This is a genomic window from Methylobacterium organophilum (genome assembly GCF_022533465.1).
Classification (GTDB): domain Bacteria; phylum Pseudomonadota; class Alphaproteobacteria; order Rhizobiales; family Beijerinckiaceae; genus Methylobacterium; species Methylobacterium organophilum.
Genome location: NZ_CP092848.1, coordinates 4523780 through 4542978 on the forward strand (window position 1 = coordinate 4523780; position 19199 = coordinate 4542978).

Here is a 19199-nt window from a genome sequence, read left to right on the forward strand (position 1 = left end):
AGGGCAGGCCCCTCAGCCGGCTTCCGCCATGGCCGCCTCCGCCGCGTCCGGCACCAGCGCGTTGCGCTCCACCCGCAGCACGGCGTCGAAGGGGGCGCCGGCCTCCAGGCTCGCGGCATCCGGCAGGCAGACGATCAGGCCGAGCCCGGCCCGCAGGGCGCGCAGCCGCGCGATCCGGTCGCGGATCTCCTCGGCGTTGCGCTCGTCGAGGCTCAGGCCCACCACCAGGATGTCCGGCCGGCGCACGAGGCAGCGCACCAGGTCGATCGCTACGCGCTCCCGGGGGCCCAGCGTCCCCTCGCCCGCCGAGGCGCGGCCGCCCGGGCCGGTGCCCGTCGCGCCGGGATCGACCCGGGTCGCGAGCCCGAGCCGGTAGACGGTGGGCTCCAGCCCCTGCTCGGCCAGCACCCGGCGCACCAGGGCGCGCACCCGCTGCTCGGCCCCCGCCTCGCCCTGGGTCACGCGGCCGAACAGCAGGTTGTCCTCCAGGCTCGCCGCCGCCGTGAGCCGCGCGGGATCGTAGAACTCGACCTTGGCCCGGAAGCGCGGCGGCAGCAGAGCGGCGAAGGAGCGGCGGGCGGCCACGATGCGCTCCTCCAGCGCCTCGTCGATCAGGCCGAAGCGGTGGCGGGTCTCGCTGTAGCGCAGGGCGAGCCCGATCAGCCGCTCGCGGTCGCGCTGGCCCGCGGGGCCGCGCCGCCAGGAGCGGGCATCGGGCTGGCGGGCCACGAGATCCTCGAAGAAGCCGCGCTCCTGCGCCGGGAACAGGGAGAAGGCGTCGAAGAGAGGATGGTCGTCCGGCAGGTCGGCGAAGATCTCGACGGTCGAGCGGGCGACCTGCAGGCCGATCTCGGCCATGGGCGCGGTCAGCCCCTCCGCCTCCAGCACCGCGCGCAGATAGGGATGGGCGGCGAGGTTCGCTTGCGCGAAGGCGGGGCCGAGGGCTTCGCCGAAGAGGATGTTCTCGCCGACATTGGCCTGCCGGTTGTAGCGAGCCGGATCAAAGGGTTCGACGAGACGCGCCATGCCCTCGGCTTCGAGGCGGTCGCGCACGGCTTGGCGGGCGGCCACGATCGCCGCCGCGGCCGCCGGCTCGTCCTCGGGATCGATCGGCGCCTCCAGGCCGCGGGCATAGACGAAGGCGTCGAGCCCGGTGAGCTTCAGGATGGCGATGCGGTCGGCGAGTCCCGAGGCCTCGCGGTCGCCGCTGCGGGCGCCGTAGAGCAGGTTCTGGCGCAGCGTCCCCTCGATCAGGATCGCCTCCTGCCCGGCGAAGGCGATGCGGCGGGCCCGCTCCGCCGGGTCGAGGCTGCGCAGGTCGATGCCGCCGTAGGAGACGGTGCCCGCGGTCGGCTCGATCTGCCCGGCCAGCACCGCCGCCAGCGCCCGGGCGCCCCCGCCCCGGCTGCCGACGATGGCGACATGGGCGGGCATCGGCAGCGTGGCGTCGATCCCGGCCAGCCGCTCGCCGCTGCCGGGATCGTAGGCGCCGACGCCGGTGGCGGTGAGGCTGCCCGTCTTCGGGAAGGGAGCGGTGCGCCGCCCGTTCATGGGCAGGCGGCGGGTCTCGAGCCCGTCGAGGATGCGGGCGATGGCCGTCAGCAGGGGCGCGGCCTCCCGGCGGGCGAGCCAGAGGCGGAGCGCCAGGGCGAGGAGCGCGGCGGCGATGGCCGCGGCGCCCGCCGCCGCGGCGAGCTCCCCGGGGAGCACCGCCTCGCCCTGGCCCGAGGCATCCTCCCGCCAGAGGGCGGTGGCCACGAGGATCGCCGGCAGGAGGACGACCAGGGCGAGCGCCGGGGCGCGGGCATAGGCCAGCCCGGCCTCCGCCCGCTCCACCGTGGCCCGGTCGGCTAGCGCCCGCAGGCCGAGGCGGCGGCGCTCGAAGGCGGCCGCGCCGTGGGCCCGCACCGCCGGCATGCGCCGGATCAGGTCGCCGAGCCCCTCCTCCGCCGCCTGCGCCTCCCGGCGGCGCAGGGCGCCCCGCGCCCCGGCCCGGCGCAGAACCAGGATGCGCGCCAGCCCCGCCGCGAGGAGGGCGGCGAGGACCACCGGCACCAGCCGGGGCGCGGCGAGCTCGCCCAGCACCACGGCCAGCGTCAGCCCGGCCAGCGACATCGCCGGCAGCAGGATCCCGACCGCCGCGATCCCGCCCATGGCGGCGAGCGCCCGGCCGACGAGGTCGGGCAGCGCCCGCACGTCCTCCCGCGCCGCCGCCGGCGAGCGCAGGATCGCCTCCGCCGCCTTGGCGCGCAGGCGCAGGGTGGCCCGGGTCTGGGCCTCGAAGCAGAGCAGGGAGACGAACCAGCCGAGCCCGGCCACGGCGATCGCCGTGCCTGCGATCCCGCCCAGCGCCGCGAGCTGCAGGTCGGACGGGCTGAGCAGGACGCCGTCGAACAGGGTGAGCCGGCGCTCGGCAAAGCCCTCGGGCAGCGGCAGGACGAGTTTCAGGAAGGCGAGCTTGCCCGTGCCGTCCTGGGTCAGGGCGTCGACGAGGTCGCGCAGGCAGAACAGGGCGAGGGCCGCGAGCGGCCCGCCGAGGCCGACGGAGAGCCCGACCGCGGCCGCGTGATGCGCCGGCGCGGCGCGCCAGGCGAAGAGGGCCGGGTCACGTTCCATGGTGGGCCGGTCCGGTCGGCCGGGCGGGGCGATGGCCAGTCATGCGGGGCCGGCCTTAGACGATCGGCCGAGCCCCGTGAAGCGCGTCCCGGCACATGCCGGACGCCCGGGCCGAATGGTCCGCCCGCTCTGGATCGCGCGGCCGTGACAGGCTACCGCTCGTCGGCCGGAGGCCGCGCGGGCCGTCCGGGACCCGCGACGGATCGGAACCGAGGGTTGGGAAGCCCGGTCGCATCGATGTTGCCCCCGCTCTCGCCTCTCATCGCCTGTCCCGGCCGGGGATCCGGCCCGGACCCCTCGTTCGGGGAGCGGATGCCATGAGCCGGCCCCGCGACGCCCGCGGCTTCTTCCTCGATCCGGCCCGGCTGCCCGCCGTCGCCCTCGTCTTCGGGGTGGCCGCCCTGGCCGCGGCCTTCCTCGGGCTCGGGATCCAGCGGGCGGCGATCGCCTATCTCGGCGCCTGGGCCTGCCTGCTGGCTCTGCCGGTCGGGGCGCTGCCCGTCGTCGTCATGATCGAGCGGGTCGACCTGTGGCGGCCGCAGCCGGAGACGGCCCTGCTCGAGACCCTGCGCGGTCTGCTCACGGCGATGCCGGTGGTGGCCCTGCTGGCGCTGCCGGTGCTGATCGCTTCGCCCCTCCTCTATCCCTGGGCGCGGGGCGCCATGCCGGAGACGGTGCCGGGCTGGTACGCGCCGCCCTTCGTCCTCCTGCGGGTGCTCCTCGTCTTCTCGGTCTGGACGGTTCTCGCCTTCGTCTTCGCCAACCGGGCCGATGCGCCCTTCGGCCGCGGCGGCGGCCTGGACGATGCCCGCGCCGCGATCGGCCTCGGCCTGCACCTCGCCGCGGGGACCCTGGTGGCGGGGGACCTCATCCTCTCGGTCTCGGCCCGGTCCCACGGCCTGCTCTCGGGCCTGCTGCTGATGGCGGCCTGGAGCAGCGTGGCGCTGGCGGCGGCGATCGTCGTCGCGCCGCCCGATGTCGGCCCGTCCCGGCGGCGGCACAACCGGCTCACCCCCCTCGTGGTGCTGCTCGGCGTCTGGGCCCTCCTGCATGCCGTCCAGTACCTGCTGGCGGGCGACCGGCCCGGGGATACCGCCTGGTATCTCGCCCGGATCGGCTCGGCGGGTTTGGCCTGGAGCGTGTTCTCCGGGCTCCTGGTGCTGATGGGCGCCGTGCTGACCCTGGCGCCGGGGGAGAACCGCACCCGGCTGTTCGCCGCCTTCGTGCTCCTCGCCCATGCCCTGGAGATGTTCTGGTTCGTCACCCCGTCGCTCCGCGGCAGCTTCCGCCTCACCCTCGGGGACCTGCTCGTGCTCGCCGGTCTGTCGAGCCTGGCCCTCGGCCTGACCCTCGTCGGACGCCGGCTCCTGCCCGCCCGGGCGCCGGACCCGCGCGAGGCCCCCCGGCCCCGCCGGCGCGGCCCCTAGGGACGCCGCCCGACCGCGCCGGGCCGGCGGTCCCTGGATGCGCGGGCGCGGGACGCCCGCGGAACTGGTTTCCCGCCGGAGCCTTGGCTATCGTCCCCGCCCCTCTCCACCCTCCCCGCGACACCCGCAGCCTTCAGAAGATCCCGATGTGCGAACTGCTCGGCATGAGCGCGAACGTGCCCACCGACATCCGCTTCTCCTTCGCGGCGCTCGCCCGGCGCGGCGGCGAGACCGGGCCGCATGCCGATGGCTGGGGCATCACCTTCTACGAGGGCCATGGCAGCCGCTCGTTCCACGACGCGGAGCCGAGCGCGAAATCGGAACTCGCCAAACTCCTGCGCAACTACCCGATCAAGAGCCTCATCGTGGTCGCGCATGTGCGCAAGGCCAATCGCGGCCGGGTGAGCCTGGAGAACACCCATCCCTTCAGCCGCGAGCTCTGGGGCCGGCCCTGGACCTTCGCCCATAACGGCCAGCTCAAGGGCGTGAAGAAGCTGCCCCTCGGGCGGTTCGAGCCCATCGGCACCACGGACAGCGAGCACGCCTTCTGCTGGATGCTCTCGCAGCTCCAGGCGCGCTGGCCGCGCCGGCCGCGGGCCGCCCAGATCGAGGCGGCGGTGGCGGACATGGCCCGCGCGCTCGGGGCGATGGGGGTGTTCAACATGCTGCTCTCGGACGGCGCCACCCTCTACGCGCATTGCGGCAAGCGCCTGTGCTACCTCACCCGCCGGGCCCCCTTCGGCACGGCCACCCTGATCGACGAGGATTGGCGGGTCGATTTCGCCCAGGAGACCACGGAGACCGACGTGGTCACCGTGATCGCGACCCGGGCGCTCACCCGGGACGAGACCTGGACGGAGCTCGCCCGCGGCGACACCCTGGTTCTCACGGAGGGGGCGGTGCGCCTGCTGCCCGCCGAGGCCGCGCCCCGGCTCCCGGCGGCCCCGCCCCCCTGCGACGGATCGTCGGCGCGCCCTGGACAAGTGTGACGTAGAATACAAGCTTGTCCTTAATTCGCGGGCTCGGGATGCACCGCCGGACACGATGCGCTACAACACAAATCAATTGTGTCCGCGCCCCATGCCCGGCGTGCCATTGATCGACGAACCGTTCAGAGCCGTCATGCGCAACGATACCGACGCCACGCTGGCCCGTCCCGCGGATGCCGAGGGGGGCCGGCCCGGCCTCACCGCCAATATCCGCACCCATCTCGGCGACCATCTGCGCACGGTCTACGAGACGCTGGGCACGGACGAGAGCGCCACGGCCCGCTTCGCCGAGCTGATCGAGAAGCTCGAGGCCGCGCTGCGGGCGGAGGGACAGCGGGTCGATCCCGATTTCCGCAACGGCCTGCTCGCCGCCGTTCCGTCCCTGCGCGCCTTCGCCCTGTCGCTGACCTCGAACCCCGCCCGCTCCGACGACCTCGTGCAGGACACGCTGCTGAAGGGCTGGCAGCACCGTGCCCGCTTCCAGCCCGGCACCAACCTGAACGCCTGGCTGTTCACGATCCTGCGCAACATCTTCTACTCGGATCACCGCAAGCGCGTGCGCGAGGTCGAGGACCAGGACGGCTCCTACGCCGCCCGGCTGGCCACCGCCCCGCATCAGGGCGACCGGCTCGACGTGGAGGACCTGCAATCCGCCCTCGCCAAGCTGCCGCCGGACCAGCGCGAGGCCCTGGTGCTCGTGGGGGCCGAGGGCGTCTCCTACGAGGAGGCGGCGACCATCATGGGGTGCAAGGTCGGCACGGTGAAGAGCCGCGTCAGCCGCGCCCGCGGCCGCCTTGCCGAGCTGCTGGGCTACGACGAGGAGGACCTCGCCTCCGACCGCTTCATCCAGTCGGCCATGCCGAAGGAGGCGTGAGCCTCCGGGCCTTCCTCCCAAGTCCGGAGGGCGGCCCCTTGGAATGGAGTTTCGAACGGCCGCGCCGTCATGCCGGCCGTTCGCTGTTTTCCGAAAAGATTCTTTTGCCACGACGCCGCTGCGGGGATCGGCCGCGCTTTCTCATCTTTTTTCGCATCCCTTTCCGGACCTCGGGCGTTACCGCGCCGAACCCCACCGTGCCGCGCGGCGTCTTGCCGGCACCTTGGACGACACGAGATCAAGGAGATGCGCTCCATGAAGATGAAGACCCTTCTCGCGGCTTCGGCCCTCGCCCTCGCCCTGCCGATGACCGCCCAGGCTCAGGGCACCCTGCGCGGTGCCGAACAGGGCGCCCGGGACGGCGCGGATGCGGCCGGCCCGGTGGGTGCGATCGTCGGCGGCGCCGTCGGCGCGGCGACGGGTACGGTCGGCGGCATTCTCGGCGTCGACGACCGTCCCCGCTTCCGCTCCTACGTGCGCGAGCGCAACGTCCGCTCCTACGACTATGACGGCCGCGTCGCCGTCGGCTCGACCCTGCCCGATTCCGGCGTGACCTATTACGACGTGCCCTCCGAGTACCGCGTCGCCCGCGGCACCCGCTACACCGTGGTCAACGACCGCCCGGTCCTGGTGGACGGCCGTCACCGCATCATCGAGGTGATCGAGTAAGTCGCGCGCCCTGCCGGCCGGCCTTCGGGCCGGCCCTTCGGAAAGCCCCGGCCCCGTGCCGGGGCTTTCTCGTTGCGGGTGCCGCGCCGCACGGAAAACCTCGCGCCGTCGCGGCAGGTGTTCGTGGCGGCCGGTCTTCGGCGCAGCTAGTGTTCACCGAAGGACATTTCTCGCGGATCCTGCGAAACGCATCGCGGGGTAAGGCCGTTGAAAGGTCCGGAAGGATGACCGCGATCACGAGACTTCTGCCATGACCAGCAGCGACCCGAACTTCGACCCGGATCACCGGCAGAACACCACCCTTCCCGAGCCCGTGCGCGATCATCTCGGCCAGCAACTGCGCGCCGTCTATCCCGTGGCCTCGCAGCAGCCGAAATTCCTCGGCGACGAGGAGACCGTGCCCGAGGTCTTCGTGCCGCAGCTCGAACGGCTGGAGACCCGGCTCAAGACCCACGAGGAGGGCACCGAGGCGGTGGGCCAGGCCCTCGACCGGATCCTCGACGCCTTCGGGGTCGCCCAGGAGACGGCCCCGAAGGCGGGGACGACCCCGCCGGCCCAGCCTACGCCGCGGGCCGCTTCGCCAGGAGATCCCGGATCTCCGTGAGCAGCTTCACGTCCGGCGGGACCTCGGCGGGGACGGGCTTGGCCTCCTCCTTCGACTTCAGCGTGTTCATCGCCCGGATCACCAGGAAGAGCACGAAGGCGACGATGGTGAAGTTGACGGCGAGCGTCAGGAACTGGCCGTAGCCGACCACGGCGCCCTGCTTCTTGGCATCCGCATAGGCGAGCCCGGTCTGAACCTTGGACGAGAGCGGGATGTAGTAGTTCGAGAAGTCGAGGCCGCCGGTGACCGCGCCGATGATCGGCATGATCACGTCCTGAACCAGGGAATTGACGATCGCACCGAAGGCGGCGCCGATGATCACGCCGACCGCGAGGTCGACGACATTGCCCCTCAGGGCGAATTTCTTGAATTCCTCCAGCATGCCCGCCTCTCCGATCCCCCCTCGACTCGATGAGGCGGATGGTGGCGGCGGAGGAAAGCCGGCGCAATCCTTCCGTGTGCCGCGCCGGCGCTCCTGTCCACGGCCAATTGCTTGGAAGGCGTGTCGGCGTCCGCTCAGTGCAGCCCGGGCCGCTGCCGGAGGGCCGCCCGCTCGCGCTCCCGCTCGATCTCGATCCGCAGCATGTCGGCCAGGACCTTCAGGCGGAAGCCGCCGGCCTGCGCGAAGGTCTGCCGCAGCAGGGTGCAGAGCTCGCCGGCCGTCTCCAGGGGATCGCTCGTCCGTGGCTCGACCACGCCGAGGGGATTCTCGGTGATGTCGAGGAGGGTGCCGAAGCCGCGCAGGGAGCCGTCCGCCTGGCGGGCGACCTGGCCCCGGTCGAGCAGCCGCCGCACCGCCCCGCAGGGGAGCGCCACGCGGAAGGAGAGCGAGAAGTCGCCGCCCTCCCGGCCGGCCGCCAGGATCGCCGGGACGATCCGGTCCCGGTCGGCGGGATGCACGCGGACGATGGAGGCCTCGAGGGGCAGTGAGCGGCCGGCCAGGGCCGCATCCCCCATCAGCAGCGCCGCCGCCCCGTCGTCGAGCACCACCTCGCCCGCGCTCACGTTCCAGTCCCAGGTGCCGACGAAGCCGGCCGCGGTCAGGGCCGCGGAGAGCATGGTTCGGGGGGGAGCGCTGGATGACGGCATGGTTTCAAGAGACCCCTCTCCTGACGATGCAATCAAGGGTAGTGCATTGCTGGCGAACGGCAATATCGCCACCGCTGCGGGAAACAAGGTTGACGACTCCGCGTGTATACACGGCGGGAATTGCTTGCCCGCGTCTCCTTCGGGAAGGTGATGTCAGGTTCGTCCGGTAAACGGCCGGCCGTGTTCTCTCATCCGCTCCAGCATTGGCGGGGATCATCGGCGATCCGGATAGAAAACAGCCGGCCTCTCGTCGGCGCGCCCTGCTCAGAGCGGCCAGTCGCTCGCCGCATCGAAGGCGATCCGGGCCACCAGGGCTGCCACCACGATCGCCAGGATCAGGGAGGGCATGCCCCGGTCGTTCTCGGGAAGGCGCTTGCGCAATCTGCTCTCCGGCGTCGGGGTCTACCGGAATCAACGTGTCGCACGCCCCCCGTGATCCCGGTCCCGAGGCACGAAAAAGGCGGCGGGATCGCTCCCGCCGCCCGAAACGCCGTGCCGGACGAGGCCGGCGCCGTGCTCAGTTCTCGCCGTCCTCGAACTGCTCGAAGCGCTCGGGCTGGGTCGCGGCGGCGCTCGCCACCGGGGTCGGCGCCTCGATGGTCGAGGGCACGTTCACGCCGTCGCGCTTGTAGATGTCGTCGCGGAACTGCACCGTGCCGTCCGGGGTCGCCCAGGCGGTGATGTAGGTCCAGTAGACCGGCACGGGCTGGGCGAGGGTCGCGTCGATGCGCTGGCCGCTCTCCACCGCCTGCTCGACGCGGTTGCGGTCCCAGCCGGGCGTGTCCTTGAGCAGCCAGGTGATGTATTCGCGCACGTTCTGCACGCGCACGCAGCCCGAGGAGATGAAGCGGAAGTCGTCGCCGAACACGCCGCGGGAATTCGTGTCGTGCATGAACACGCCGTAGGGGTTCGGGATGTTGATGCGCACGACGCCCATCGAGTTGAAGTCGGCGCCCGAATCCTGGCGGTACATGTACCGGGTGCCCTCGTCCGAGAACCAGTTCACGGACTTGGGCGAGATCTCCTGACCGTTGGCGAAGATACGGATCTTGTTGTCCGTGAGGTAGTTCGGATCCTTCTGCATCTTCGGGATGAGGTCCTTCTTCACGATGGAAGCCGGGACCGTCCAGGTCGGGTTGAAATTGATCTGCGTCGCCTTGGTGTTCATGATCGGCGACTGGCGGTCGATCTTGCCGACGCCCGCGGCGTGCAGCGTCACCACCTGGCCGTTCTCCACCGTCTGCACCAGGGCGGCGGGGATGTTGGTGATGACGAAGCGCTGGCCGAGATTGCCCGAATAGGAGCGCAGGCGGATCACGTTGGTCTCGAGCTGGCGCAGGCGCACATCGGCCGGCACGTTCATGGCCGCCTGGGTGGCCGGGCTCATCTGGCCGGTCTGGGACAGGCCGTGGCGGGCCTGGAAGCGCTTCACGCCGGCCGCGACGTAGGAATCGTAGATGCCCGACTCGCCCGCCGTGGCGTCGAGGTCGCCGGTGACGATCAGGCGCTGGCGCACGGCGGCCACCGCCGGGCCCTTGGCGCCGATGCGCAGGCGGTCCGCGCCGGTGACCGGGCGCCAGCCGCCCCGGGCGACGATGTCGCGGTAGCGCTGCGCCATCGCCTCCGTCGCCTCGATGGTCTGGGGCGAGAGGATCGGGGTCGAGGAGCGGTGCACCTGCATGGTCGCCGGCGAGGCGTAGTCCTGCGCCCACTCCGCCTGCGCGTAGCCGGGATCGCGCGCCAGCGCCGGGGCGGTCATCAGCGTCGCGCCGGCAAGCGCGAGGGCGAGCACGCGATTCTTGGAAGAGCGGGGGGGGAGCGCCTGGTGCAGCATCGATCCGTTGCTCTGAAAACAGGGGGCGGTCGGACGGGGCCGATACAGTCCTCGGCCAATCCACATGTCGCCGTTGTTGCGGTCTGCGGTTAAGAAGCCATGTCCTTCCGGGCCATATTGTGGCGTGGGCGTGTTCCAGCGCACGCGATGACGGGCGGGGTCCCCGTCCCCGCGCCGGATGCGGCCGGAGCGCCACAGGCGCGGGGCCTCCCGCGGGGCCTCCGGAGGCGCGGGAAGCCGCTTCCCCTCGCCCGGCGGGCGCTCTAAGGCTCGCAGTCATGGCGAGGCGGAACCAGGGCGGTCGAAGCGGCGCGCAGGGCCTGCGCGGCCCCGTCGCCGTGCTCGCGCTCTACGCCCTGGTGCTCCAGGGGCTGCTCGGCGGCATCGCCGCGCTTCCGCTCGCCGCGAAGGCGGCGATGCTCTGCGCGCCGGCGGCGCCGGTCGAGACGCCGGACGGGCGGGGCGCCCCCCATCAGCATGCCGGCTGCTGCAGCCTCGCCGCGCCGTCCCCGGCCGGCCCGCTCCCCGCCCCGCCGGATGCGGCCCGGCTTCTGGCTGCGTGCCCCGTCGACTGGGACCGGGCCGCCGCCCCGGCCGTTCCCCCCTCGCCCGTCACCCGCGCCAGGGCCCGCGCGCCGCCGGACGCTTGAGCCGATCGCCCTCCCCCGATCCCTCACGTCACGGAAACCTTCGATGACCCATTTCGCCACCCGGGCCTCCCTCGGCCTCGCGCTCGGCCTCACCGTCGGCCTGTCCGCCTCCGCCGCCTCGGCCCATGCCGTGCTCGAGCGCAAGGAGGCCTCCCCCAACGCGTCCTATCGCGGCGTCGTCCAGATCATGCATGGCTGCGACGGCAAGCCGACCACCCGGGTCAGCGTCACCATCCCGGAGGGGGTGATCGGCGCCAAGCCCATGCCCAAGCCCGGCTGGACGCTGGCCACCCGCACCGGGGCCTATGCCAAGAGCTACCCGTCCTTCCACGGCATGGTCTCCGAGGGCGTGAAGACGATCACCTGGAGCGGCGGCAGCCTGCCCGACGACCAGGTCGACGAGTTCACCTTCTTCGCCCGCGTCTCCGACGCCTTCGCCCCCGGCGCGACGGTCTATTTCCCCATCGAGCAGGATTGCGCGGAGGGCGGCGGCTACCGCTGGAGCGAGATCCCGGCCGAGGGCCAGGACGCCCATGCCCTGAAATCGCCGGCGCCGGCCGTGCGCATCGTCGCCGCCGCCCAGAAGAACGCGCCCGCGACGGCCGCTCCGGCGGTGAAGGCCGGCGCCCTGTCGATCGAGGCGCCGTGGCTGCGGGCGACGCCGGGCGGCGCGAAGGTCGCGGGCGGCTACGTCACGGTCCGCAACACCGGCACCGAGCCCGATACCCTGACCGGGGCCTCGATCCCGCAGGCCGGACGGGCGGAGATCCACACCATGTCGACCGAGGGCGGCGTGATGAAGATGGCGCCGGTGGAGGGCGGTCTCGCCCTCGCCCCCGGGGCGAGCGTGGCCCTGGCGCCGGGGGGGCTCCACCTGATGTTCCTCGACCTGAAGCAGGGGCTGAAGGCGGGCGAGACGGTGTCGGGCACCCTCACCTTCGCCAAGGCCGGCACCGTGCCGGTCACCTTCACCGTCGCCCCCATCGGCGCACAGGCGCCGGCCGGGGCCGAGCAGGGCCACCAGCACTGAGGCCTTCCCCGGTCGCGGTGCGGCCGAGCCCGGCGCCGGGCCGAGGCCGCCAGGCCGGTGCCAGGACGGCGCGGGGGCGATAAGACGGCGCATGACCGCGCCTTCGCCGCCCCCGCCGGACGATCCCCTCGAAGCCCATCCGGACGTGCATGCCGGACGGGATGGCTGGCTGTTCCTCACCGGGGGCAGCAACCGCGTCCTCGAGCAGTTCGGCCCCGACGGCTTTCCCCGGGCGCGGCTCTGGGAATGGCGGCGCCGGCTCGTCGAGCGCGTCCGGCTCTGCGCCGCGCTCGGCATCCGCTACGCCCATGCGGTGGCGCCGGAGAAGCTGACGGTTCTGCCCGAGTTGACGGCGGGGCTGCCCTACGATCCGAGGCGCGCGCCGGTGCGGCGCCTCGCCCGCTGGCTGCACCTGTCCCCGGCCCGCGGGGCCTGGATCGACCTCCTCGGCGCCCTGCGGGCGGCCCGCTCCGGCCCCGACCTCTATCTGCGGACCGACACGCACTGGACCTTCGCCGGCTGCGAGGTCGCCTACGAGGCGATCCTGCGCCATCTCGGCGTCCCGCCCCGGCGCGACATCGCGCGGCGGCGCATCCCCGAATCCGTCCCCCATTTCGCCGGGGATCTCGGATCGAAATTCTCCCGGCCCCGCGCCGAGACGGCGCTCGGCACCCGCTTCGTCTCGCAGGCCCGGCGCGTCCACGCCAACGCCTTCCTGCTCGGCTTCGAGGCGAGCGGCGCGGTGCGTGACGCCCATCTCGGGGCGCTGGCCGTGTTCCGCAACGAGGATCCCGCGGCCGACCCGCGCCGCCTGGTGCTGTTCGGCGATTCCTATTGCCAGCACAGCGCGATGAGTCCGGTCGCGACCCTGACCCCTTTCCTCGCCGACAGCTTCCGCGAGGTGCATTTCCTGTGGTCGCCCAGCATCGACTGGGATTACGTGCGCGCGGTGCGGCCCGACTTCGTGATCGGCGAGATCGCGGAGCGCTTCATGATCGAGGTGCCGCCCCGGAACGCGCCCATCGAGCGGCTCGCGGCGATGGCGGCGGCCCGCAAGGCCGAGGAAGGGGCGGGACGCGCCCTGCCCGTTTGAAGGCGCGATTGGCGGTATTTCAGTCATCCTGGCCGGTTGTGAAGCAAATTGCGCGCGAAACGACTTGCGACGTCAATTGTTCCGGCCTTGTCTCGTCTGTTTTCGGAAAGCATTTACGATCTTCCTTCGCTCCGGCTTAAGGCGCCTCTGCCAGCCTCCTGACATTCGATGTTGACGTCGGTCGGGGGACCTTGACGATGCCGTTGGGCGAGACATTGCCGGACCCGGCCTTTCAGGCGGCTTCGATCGGGAGCGTGATCTCGATCAAGGGCTCGGCGGTGACGGTGGCGATCGGCATCGACGGGCGCCCGGGCGCGCCTCGGGTCACGGTCGGCAGCTTCGTGGGCGTGTGCGCCGGCTCGGCCTATCTCGTCGGCATCGTCACCACGCTCGCCGCCGAGCTTGCGGCGGGCACCGCCCGGAGCCGCGCCGAGCTCGATCTTCTCGGCGAGATCGTTCCCACGGAGGCGGGCGAGACCGCCTTCCGGCGCGGGATCGCCTGCCATCCCGCGATCGGCGACCGGGTCGAGCCGCTCCCGGCCGCCTTCCTGCGCCTCGTCTTCCAGCCCGCCGTGGCCGGCACCGTGCCGATCGGCACCCTCTACCAGGATGCCGGCATGCCGGCCTGTGTCACGATCGACGACCTGCTCTCGAAGCATTTCGCGCTGCTCGGCACCACCGGCGTCGGCAAGTCCAGCGGCGTCGCGGTCATCGTCGAGGAGATCCTGAAGGCGCGCGCGGATATCCGCATCTTCCTGCTCGACGTGCACAACGAATATGCCCGCTGCTTCGGCGAGCGGGCGAGCGTGATCAGTCCGCGCACCCTCAAGCTGCCCTTCTGGCTGTTCAACCTGGAGGAGACGGTCGACGTCATCTATGGCGGCCGCCCGCCGGTGGAGGACGAGATCGAGATCCTGGCCGAGCTGATCCCCCTCGCGAAGGCCAAATACGCCCAGTACAAGGACGCGCCCGAGCGCGGCCTGATGAAGCGCGGCGTCGCCCGGGGCGGGGGCTACACCGTCGACACGCCGGTGCCCTACCTCCTCCAGGACCTGATCGCGCTCATCGACGAGCGGATGGGCCGCCTGGAGAACCGCAACTCGCGGATGCACTACCACCGGCTGATCGGCCGCATCGAGACGATCCGCAACGACCCCCGCTACGGCTTCATGTTCGAGAACGCCAATGTCGGCGGCGATATGATGGGGGAACTCCTCGCCCACCTGTTCCGGCTGGAGCCGGAAGGCCGGCCGATGACGATCATGCAGCTCGCCGGCCTGCCGGTGGAGGTGGTCGACGCGGTGGTCTGCGTGCTCTGCCGCCTGGCCTTCGAGTTCGGCCTCTGGAGCGAGGGGGCGGTGCCGCTGCTCTTCGTCTGCGAGGAGGCCCATCGCTACGCCTCGGCCGACCGCTCGGTGGGCTTCACCCCGACCCGCCGAGCGCTGTCGCGCATCGCCCGGGAGGGCCGCAAGCACGGCGTCTTCCTCGGGCTCGTCACCCAGCGCCCGGCCGAGCTCGACCCGACCATCATCTCCCAGTGCAGCACGCTCTTCGCGATGCGCATGTCGAACGAGCGCGACCAGGCCTTCCTCGCCGCCGCCGTCTCGGACGCGACCAACCTGCTCTCCTTCGTGCCGTTGCTGGCCACCGGGGAGGTCATCGCCTTCGGCGAGGGCGTGCCGCTGCCGGCGCGGATGAAGTTCCGGGAGCTGCCCCAGGAGCGCAGGCCCAAGAGCGACACCCTCGGGCGCAGCGACGAACTGGACGGCGTCTCGAACGCCGCCTTCGTCGGCGCCGTGGTCGAGCGCTGGCGCGGGGCGACCATGAGCAAGGGCCCCGTGGAGGCCGAGGCGCCGGCGCAGCGGCTCCTGCGCGAGCCCCTGGCCGGCGCGGCGCCGGTCGCCCCGGCCGAGGTGCCGGGCAGCGCCGCCGCCCTCGACCAGGCCCATCGCCGTCTGCTGCGGCGGCCCCTCGACGCCCCGGCCTCCGCCGAGGCGCCGCAGCCGGCCGCCACCGATATCCGGGCCGAATTACGGGCTGCCGGTTCGCTCTGGCAGCGTTGAGGGCGCGCCCAGGTGGAGGCGGCGATGGACCAGGACCGGAGAGAGCCGGGGCGGGCGGCCCCGGCGGCGCGCCACCGGCACAGCCTGCTCGAAGCGACGATCCAGGCGCTTCCCTTCGGCGTCTCCGTCCATGACGGGCTGGGCCGCTGCATCCTGGCCAACGTCGCGGCGCAGGGCTATGCCGCGGACGGCCGGCTCGATCTCCCGGGCTCGCCCCTGGCCGGCCCGGGCGAGGAGGGCACGGCCTCCGCCCCCCTCCTGCACCGGGCCGGCGAGCGGACCCTCGAGACCCGCATCCACCCCCTGGCGCTGCCGGACGAGACCCTCGCCCTCGTCACCGTCGCCGACGTGACCGAGCAGCACGTGATCCAGCGCGACCTGCTGCAGCGCGCCTATATCGATTCCCTGACCGGGCTGCCGAACCGCAGCCTGCTGGAGCAGAGCGTCCAGGACCTGATCGCCTCGACGCCTCCCGGCGGCGCCTTCGCCCTGGCCTTCATCGATCTCGACAACTTCAAGCACATCAACGACTATTACAGCCACGCCGCGGGCGACGCGCTGCTCACCAAGGTGGCGGCCCGCATCGCCGGCTCCCTGCGGCCGACCGACATGCTCGCCCGCGTCGGCGGCGACGAGTTCGTGCTGCTCCTCTCTCCGGTTCTCGACGGCGAGACCACCCGCGCCTTCGTGGTGGACATGGCCGAGCGGCTGAAGCAGCCCTTCTTCATCGACGATCACGAGATCTTCGCCTCGGCCTCGATCGGCGTGAGCCTCTATCCCGCCAACGGCATGACCTACGACGTGCTGCGCCGGCGGGCCGACAGCGCGATGTACCGGGTGAAGGGCGGGGTGAAGGGCGGCGTCAGCGTCTTCGAGGAGACGATGGGGCATGCCGCGACCGAGCGCATGGCGGTGGAGCAGCGCCTGCGGCTCGCCATCCGCGACCATTGCTTCTGCTGCGCCTACCAGCCCAAGGTCGATATCCGCACCAAGCGCGTCCACGGCGTCGAGGTGCTCCTGCGCTGGCGCGACGAGCACGGGATGATCCAGGCGCCGGGCGACTTCGTCGGGCTCGCCGCCGAGCTGGGGCTCATCAACGACATCACCTTCCAGGTGCTCGCCGAGACCGTCCATTCCCTGCCCGACATCGACGACGTCTTCGGCCCCGACATCACGATCAGCCTCAACATCGCGGCCCAGCAGGCCTGCGACATCGCCTTCATGGATTCCTTCATCGACGCGGTGGCCGAGACGGGCTGCCCGGAGCGCTTCATCCTGGAGCTGACCGAGGAGGCCTTCTTCACCAAGGGCCGGTTCCAGGCCGAGGTGCTGCCGCGGATCCGGAAGATCGGCGCCAAGGTCTCGATCGACGATTTCGGGGTCGGCTATTCCTCCCTCGCCGCCCTCGCCGAGATCACGGCGGACGAGATCAAGATCGACCGCTCCTTCATCACGGACATCCACAAACGGCCGCGCAGCCAGATCGTGCTGAAGGCGATCGAATCCCTCGGCCAGGCGCTCGGCATGTCGGTGGTGGCGGAGGGCGTCGAGACCTTCGAGGAGGTCGTCTACCTGCAGGGGGCGACCCAGATCCGCTGCGCCCAGGGCTTCTACTTCGCGCGGCCCCTGCTCATCGAGCAGATCCGCGGCGAGGAGGGCCGGCCCGCGCCCGCCCGCGACGGCCTCGGCCACCGCGCCACGGAAGAGGCCCGCCGCCACGTCGTCGGGCGGCGGGCCTGATCGCCCGTCCTCAGTAGACGCCGCCGGCCTGGGCGGCGGCCGGTGCCTCCGGCGGCACCTCGCCCGGCGGCGGCGCGGCCGGCGCGACATAGGCGTCGGGCGGGGCGGTGCCCGGCTTGAAGGCCTCCAGGATCGTGCCCGCGCCCTCGCCCGAGCCGGCCCGGCTGCCCGAGGCGACGTTGACGCGGATCAGCTTGATCCCCGGGGGCACGCGGAAGGGCGTCGGCGGCTTGTCCTTGAGCGCGACCTTCAGGAAGTCGAGGGCGATCGGCGCGGCGAGGCCGCCGCCGGTGGCGCGGTCGCCCAGCGACTTCGGCTTGTCGAAGCCGAGATAGACGCCCACCGCGAGATCCGGCGAGAAGCCCACGAACCAGGCGTCCTTGGCGTCGTTCGTCGTGCCGGTCTTGCCGGCCAGCGGCTTGCCGATCTGCTTCAGGATGGTGGCGGTGCCGCGCTGGACCACGCCCTCCATGATCGAGACCATCTGGTAGGCGGTGAGCGGGTCGAGCACCTGCTCGGACTCGTCCACGAGCTTGGGCTCGTCCTGGCCCGACCACTTCTCCGCGTCGCAGCCGATGCATTTGCGGTTGTCGTGGCGGTAGATCGTCTCGCCGGTCCGGTCCTGGATGCGGTCGATCAGGGTCGGGCGGATGCGGCGCCCGCCATTGGCGAGCATCGAATAGGCGGTGACCATGCGCATCACCGTGGTCTCGCCGGCGCCGAGCGACATCGGCAGCACCGGCAGCAGGTCGTCGTAGACGCCGAAGCGGCGGGCATATTCGGCGATGAGCGGCATGCCGATATCCTTGGCGAGCCGCACGGTCATCAGGTTCTTCGAGTGCTCGATGCCGTAGCGCAGGGTATGCGGGCCGCCGGACTTGCCGTCGTAGTTCGAGGGCGACCACGCCTCCTGGCCCGGGCCGGCCTCGATGGTGATCGGCGAATCCTGCACGATCGAGGAGGGCGTGTAGCCGTTGTCGAGCGCCGCCGAGTAGACGATCGGCTTGAAGGAGGAGCCCGGCTGGCGCATCGCCTGCGTCGCGCGGTTGAACTCGGACTCGTCGTAGGAGAAGCCGCCGACCATGGCGTGCACGCGGCCCGTATAGGGATCCATCGCGACGATGGCGCCGGAGATCTCGGGCTTCTGGCGCAGGCGGTAGCTGCTGCGGCCGGGCTCGATCGCCTCGACATAGATCACGTCGCCGACCTTGAGGGCGGAGGCGACCGGGCGGCCGGTCCACTTCACGCCGTCCGGGCCGATCGTGCCGGTCTCGCGCTCCTTGGAGATGCCGCCGGCCTCGCGGCGGGGCTGCAGCCCGATCTGCGCGCTGCCGCCGGTGATGCCGAGCACCACGGCGACGCGCCAGGGGGCGATGTCACCGAGCGCCGGCACCTCGGAGACGGCGAGCCCCCAGTCGCGCCCGGTCAGGTCGACCTTGTGGTCGGCCCCGCGCCAGCCATGGGACTGGTCGTAGCGCACGAGGCCGTCGATCAGGGCCTTGCGCGCCCAGGCCTGCATCTTCGGGTCGAGGGTGGCGCGCACCGAGAGGCCGCCCTCGTAGAGCTTGGTCTCGCCGTAGCGCTCGGAGATCTCGCGGCGGACCTCCTCCGTGAAGTAGTTGGCGACGGAGCCGTTGGGGAAGGCGACCCGCGGGTTGACGCCCAGGGGCTGCTTCTTGGCCTCGGCCGCCTCCTCCTGCGTGATGTACCCGTTCTGGGCCATCAGGCCGATGATCTCGTTGCGGCGCGCGAGCGCCTGCTGGGTGCGCCGGTAGGGGTGGTAGTTGTTCGGGCCCTTGGGCAGCGCGGCGAGATAGGCCGCCTCGTTGATCGTCAGCTCGTGGACGGACTTGCCGAAATAGTCGAGCGCCGCGGCGGCGACGCCGTGCAGGTTGCGCCCCGGGACGATGGTGCCGAGGAAGATCTCGTTCAGGTAGAGCTCGAGGATCTTGTCCTTGGAATAGGCCGCCTCGATGCGCAGGGCGATCAGGGCTTCCTTGATCTTGCGGTCGTAGGTCTGCTCGCTGGAGAGCAGGAAGTTCTTGGCGACCTGCTGCGTGATGGTCGAGGCGCCCTGCTTCTTGCCGCTCTGGGCGTTGGTCAGCACCGCGCGGACGATGCCCTCGGGGTCGATGCCGCCGTGCTTGTAGAAGTTCTTGTCCTCCGCCGAGAGGAAGGCGGCGACCACGATCTTCGGCATGGCCTGGATCGGCAGATAGAGCCGGCGCTCATGGGCGTATTCGGCCAGCAGCGAGCCGTCGGCGGCGTGGACGCGGGTCATCACCGGCGGCTCGTAATTGGCGAGCGCCGCGTGGTCGGGCAGGTCCCGGCTGTACTTCCAGTAGAAGAACGCGCCCACGGCCGCGGCGATGCAGAACAGCACCGCCCCGATCGAGAACAGGAATCCGAAGAACCGCAGGATGAATCGCATCCGGTGAACCGTCCGTCGCTTGTCCGCTGCGGGGCCGACCGCGCCGGGCCGGCGAAAACCGGCCGTGGATCGGGCTCTCGGCAATCCCCT

At 71.9% G+C, this 19199-nt stretch carries 14 protein-coding genes and 1 pseudogene; 10 read left to right on the top strand and 5 right to left on the bottom strand.

The window, feature by feature from the left end; genetic code table 11:
• Positions 1-12: 12 nt before the first annotated feature.
• The gene (locus tag MMB17_RS21380; RefSeq protein WP_241100206.1) at positions 13-2616 is read right to left on the bottom strand and encodes an ATP-binding cassette domain-containing protein; all 2604 of its coding nucleotides are present in this window, start codon (positions 2614-2616) and stop codon (positions 13-15) included.
• A 317-nt stretch (positions 2617-2933) separates the two neighbouring features.
• Between MMB17_RS21380 and MMB17_RS21385 the strand changes: the two genes are divergently transcribed.
• The 5 genes and pseudogenes from MMB17_RS21385 to MMB17_RS21405 all read left to right on the top strand — a co-directional run.
• Complete coding sequence (locus tag MMB17_RS21385; RefSeq protein WP_241100207.1) at positions 2934-4043, top strand: hypothetical protein; 1110 nt, start codon at positions 2934-2936, stop codon at positions 4041-4043.
• Positions 4044-4189: 146 nt separating this feature from the next.
• On the top strand, positions 4190-5032 hold the full coding sequence (locus tag MMB17_RS21390) for a class II glutamine amidotransferase (protein ID WP_241100208.1): 843 nt from the start codon (positions 4190-4192) through the stop codon (positions 5030-5032).
• Between the two features lie 133 nt (positions 5033-5165).
• On the top strand, positions 5166-5906 hold the full coding sequence (locus MMB17_RS21395; protein WP_241100209.1) for a sigma-70 family RNA polymerase sigma factor: 741 nt from the start codon (positions 5166-5168) through the stop codon (positions 5904-5906).
• 255 nt (positions 5907-6161) lie between these two features.
• Positions 6162-6575 (top strand): DUF1236 domain-containing protein, encoded by a 414-nt coding sequence (locus tag MMB17_RS21400; RefSeq protein WP_238310674.1) that lies wholly within the window; start codon positions 6162-6164, stop codon positions 6573-6575.
• 250 nt (positions 6576-6825) lie between these two features.
• Positions 6826-7098, top strand: a pseudogene (locus MMB17_RS21405) (hypothetical protein); the annotation flags it as partial.
• Positions 7099-7135: 37 nt separating this feature from the next.
• On the opposite strand, the gene mscL reads toward MMB17_RS21405, so the two are convergent.
• The 3 genes from mscL to MMB17_RS21420 form a co-directional block, all read right to left on the bottom strand.
• Positions 7136-7561, bottom strand: a complete 426-nt coding sequence (gene mscL / locus MMB17_RS21410; RefSeq protein WP_238310673.1) for a large conductance mechanosensitive channel protein MscL — start codon at positions 7559-7561, stop codon at positions 7136-7138.
• 134 nt (positions 7562-7695) lie between these two features.
• Positions 7696-8238, bottom strand: a complete 543-nt coding sequence (locus MMB17_RS21415; RefSeq protein ID WP_241100210.1) for a diguanylate cyclase — start codon at positions 8236-8238, stop codon at positions 7696-7698.
• A 547-nt stretch (positions 8239-8785) separates the two neighbouring features.
• Positions 8786-10102: a L,D-transpeptidase family protein gene (locus MMB17_RS21420; protein ID WP_373324963.1), complete on the bottom strand. Its 1317-nt coding sequence runs from the start codon at positions 10100-10102 to the stop codon at positions 8786-8788.
• Between the two features lie 278 nt (positions 10103-10380).
• On the opposite strand from MMB17_RS21420, the gene MMB17_RS21425 reads away from it, so the two are divergent.
• The 5 genes from MMB17_RS21425 (at position 10381) to MMB17_RS21445 (ending at position 16678) form a co-directional block, all read left to right on the top strand.
• A complete protein-coding gene (locus MMB17_RS21425) occupies positions 10381-10752 on the top strand; it encodes a hypothetical protein (RefSeq protein ID WP_241100211.1) in 372 nt (123 codons plus the stop codon).
• Between the two features lie 43 nt (positions 10753-10795).
• Entirely contained in the window at positions 10796-11782 is a 987-nt protein-coding gene (locus tag MMB17_RS21430; protein ID WP_241100212.1) for a copper chaperone PCu(A)C domain-containing protein, read from the top strand.
• Positions 11783-11873: 91 nt separating this feature from the next.
• Positions 11874-12875, top strand: a complete 1002-nt coding sequence (locus MMB17_RS21435) for an alginate O-acetyltransferase AlgX-related protein (protein WP_241100213.1) — start codon at positions 11874-11876, stop codon at positions 12873-12875.
• Between the two features lie 197 nt (positions 12876-13072).
• Positions 13073-14938 carry an ATP-binding protein gene (locus MMB17_RS21440; RefSeq protein WP_241100214.1) on the top strand — a complete coding sequence of 622 codons (1866 nt, stop codon included), beginning with the start codon at positions 13073-13075 and terminating at the stop codon, positions 14936-14938.
• A 24-nt stretch (positions 14939-14962) separates the two neighbouring features.
• The gene (locus tag MMB17_RS21445) at positions 14963-16678 is read left to right on the top strand and encodes a putative bifunctional diguanylate cyclase/phosphodiesterase (RefSeq protein ID WP_241100215.1); all 1716 of its coding nucleotides are present in this window, start codon (positions 14963-14965) and stop codon (positions 16676-16678) included.
• A 10-nt stretch (positions 16679-16688) separates the two neighbouring features.
• Here MMB17_RS21445 and MMB17_RS21450 read toward each other — a convergent pair whose 3' ends face one another.
• Positions 16689-19109, bottom strand: a complete 2421-nt coding sequence (locus MMB17_RS21450; RefSeq protein ID WP_238310667.1) for a penicillin-binding protein 1A — start codon at positions 19107-19109, stop codon at positions 16689-16691.
• Positions 19110-19199 lie beyond the last annotated feature (90 nt).